4 protein-coding genes are annotated in these 3002 nt (G+C 41.3%); 3 read left to right on the forward strand and 1 reads right to left on the reverse strand.

Annotated elements, in window-relative coordinates; genetic code table 11:
- The first annotated feature begins 39 nt into the window (after window positions 1-39).
- From GMD4S_RS11690 to GMD4S_RS11700, 3 genes are read left to right on the forward strand one after another with little or no spacing between them, the layout of a single operon-like run.
- On the forward strand, window positions 40-1221 hold the full coding sequence (locus tag GMD4S_RS11690; protein WP_025172600.1) for an aminoacetone oxidase family FAD-binding enzyme: 1182 nt from the start codon (window positions 40-42) through the stop codon (window positions 1219-1221).
- A 13-nt stretch (window positions 1222-1234) separates the two neighbouring features.
- Complete coding sequence (locus GMD4S_RS11695; RefSeq protein ID WP_000400042.1) at window positions 1235-1756, forward strand: DUF1697 domain-containing protein; 522 nt, start codon at window positions 1235-1237, stop codon at window positions 1754-1756.
- A gap of 10 nt (window positions 1757-1766) precedes the next feature.
- Window positions 1767-2222, forward strand: a complete 456-nt coding sequence (locus GMD4S_RS11700) for an 8-oxo-dGTP diphosphatase (protein WP_001081769.1) — start codon at window positions 1767-1769, stop codon at window positions 2220-2222.
- A 28-nt stretch (window positions 2223-2250) separates the two neighbouring features.
- Here the strand turns inward: GMD4S_RS11700 and GMD4S_RS11705 are convergent, their stop codons facing one another.
- On the reverse strand, window positions 2251-2991 hold the full coding sequence (locus tag GMD4S_RS11705) for a MerR family transcriptional regulator (RefSeq protein WP_000274787.1): 741 nt from the start codon (window positions 2989-2991) through the stop codon (window positions 2251-2253).
- Between the last annotated feature and the right edge of the window lie 11 nt (window positions 2992-3002).

Consider the following 3002-nt stretch of genomic DNA (forward strand, 5'->3'; position numbering starts at 1 on the left):
ATGCCAAGCATCTCTTATTTTTTATGGTACAATAGAGCTATGAAACATTTTGATACTATTGTCATTGGTGGGGGACCTGCTGGCATGATGGCTACGATTTCCAGTAGCTTTTATGGTCAGAAAACTCTTCTCATCGAAAAAAATCGGAAACTTGGAAAAAAATTAGCTGGGACTGGTGGGGGACGTTGCAATGTGACTAACAACGGAACTCTAGATGACCTACTAGCTGGCATCCCTGGGAACGGACGCTTTCTTTACAGTGTCTTTTCCCAGTTTGATAACCACGATATCATCAACTTTTTCACGGAAAACGGTGTTAAACTAAAGGTTGAGGACCACGGCCGTGTCTTTCCTGCTAGCGACAAATCTCGGACCATTATCGAAGCCTTGGAGAAGAAAATCATTGAACTTGGCGGGCAAATTGCTACTCAAACAGAGATTGTTTCGGTTAAAAAGATAGACGACCAGTTCGTCCTCAAGTCCGCAGACCAAAGCTTCACTTGTGATAAACTCATTGTCACAACTGGTGGAAAATCCTATCCTTCGACTGGTTCGACTGGTTTTGGACATGAGATCGCCCGTCATTTTAAACACTCCATTACTGAGCTTGAGGCTGCTGAGAGTCCTTTGTTGACTGATTTCCCCCATAAGGCCTTGCAGGGAATTTCACTGGACGATGTGACCCTAAGCTACGGCAAGCATGTCATCACTCATGATTTGCTTTTTACCCACTTTGGTTTGTCAGGTCCTGCTGCCCTACGCATGTCTAGCTTTGTCAAGGGCGGAGAGGTTCTCTCACTCGATGTCTTGCCTCAACTTTCTGAGAGCGACTTGTTGGCATTTCTAGAGGAAAATCGAGAAAAATTCTTGAAAAATGCTTTAAAAACTTTGTTGCCAGAACGTTTAGCAGAGTTCTTTGTGCAAGGCTATCCTGACAAAGTTAAACAGCTAACTGAAAAAGAACGCGAGCAACTTGTCCAATCTATCAAGGCTCTCAAAATTCCTGTGACTGGTAAAATGTCATTGGCTAAGTCCTTTGTTACTAAAGGAGGCGTCAGTCTTAAGGAAATCAATCCCAAAACTCTGGAAAGTAAGCTCGTTCCTGGTCTCCACTTTGCTGGCGAGGTACTGGATATCAATGCCCACACGGGTGGCTTTAACATTACTTCTGCCCTCTGCACCGGCTGGGTGGCAGGCTCCAATCCAATAAATACCAAGTAAGAAAGGAAGTCCTTTGGAACATATTATTTTACTGAGAGGCGTTACTCCTAATGGAAAAAATGCTATCCCGAAAATGTCTTATTTGATAGATATTTTGACAGAAGCTGGTTTTCAACACGTTCGAACCTATATTCAAAGTGGGAATATCATTCTTGAGAGTGACTCAGATTTAGAAGAAATACGAGAACGCGTTCATACTTTGATAAAGGAAAAAATTGGGGCCGACTTAAAAATGGTTATCAAGAATAAGAACGATTTTGAAAAGATTGTTCATGAGAATCCATTTAAAGAAGACTATCTTCATGATCGTGTGCATGTAATTCTTTATCAAGGACTTATCCAAAGTCTGCCACTAGAAAAATTGAAAACTGACTACGGCGAGGAAGAAATCTGTGTAGGCGATTACTGTCTCTACCTCTATCTTCCTAGAACTGCAAAACAAAAAAAGCTCAATACTAACTATCTTGAAAAATTGTTTGGCGTGGTTCTGACCATGCGAAAGTTAAACGTCGTGGAAAAGTTACTAACAAAATAGGAAAAACAATATGAACAGGCGAGAATTAGTCGAATTTGTCAATATGTGTATGATTCAAAACGGAGACAAGGTGCTGGTCCAAGACAGAGTTAGCCCTGACTGGCCTGGTATTACTTTTCCTGGCGGGCATGTTGAACGTGGCGAATCCTTTGTCGAAGCTGTCATTCGTGAAGTGAAAGAAGAAACTGGACTAACTATTTCAAAACCCCAACTCTGTGGTATTAAAGACTGGTATGACGACGAGGATTATCGTTATGTCGTCCTATTTTACAAGACCGAACACTTTACTGGTGAGCTACAATCTTCAGACGAAGGAAAGGTATGGTGGGAAGAGTTTGAAAATCTCTCTCAACTAAAACTGGCAACCGATGATATGTCTGATATGCTTCGTGTTTTTTTGGAAGATGATCTCAGTGAATTCTTTTACTACAAAGACGGTGACGACTGGCTTTATGACTTGAAGTAAAAAATAGGCTAGGAAATTCCTAGCCTATTTATTCTGCATTTGTCTGAACGTAAATAGCAATGACATCTGATGTGTATTGAGCTGTTCCAGGTCCAAATTTGTCAATGTTTTCCTTAAACTCTGGGTTGTAGACGTATCCTTTACCGATATGGCCGAAGACTTCAATAGAGCAGTCAAATCCATAAGTACGAATAGCTTGCCAGAGTTTAGCTGCCTCTTCTTGGTTTTCAGCTGCTGTTGCAGGCAGACCATCTTGAAGATTTTGAGCCAAGGCTTGAAAGACTTGGTTAAAGGCGGCCGTAGACTCGTCTTCGCGACCTTTTTGGCGCTCAAGAGCTTGGTCCATGACTTCTTGTCCATATTTCTCTACCGCCTCTTGGTGGTATTTTTGATGATCTTGATAGCTAAATCCAGTGAATTTTTCCTCAATCGTCATTTTTATTTCTCCTTTTTGTTCTTGAATGGTTTTTTGCAAGGTGGAAATCAAGGTATCCAGGTGTTTCCTTTCTCGAGTTAGATAATCCAACTGCCTAGTCAAATGGGGCAATAAATCTGTCCTTTCTTCCTTTAACAGCTCTGCTATTTTTTCTAAAGAAAAGCCTAGATATTTGTAGTACAGAATGACCTGAAGTCGTTCCAAATCCTCCTGACTATAGGTTCGATAGCCGTTTTCCGACTTTAAGGGAACCAAGAGCCCTATCTTATCGTAGTGATGCAGAGTCTTAACAGAGACACCTGAAAGCTGCGCAGCTTCTTTTATATGATACATGATTTCCTCCT

Source organism: Streptococcus sp. GMD4S (assembly GCF_000296955.1).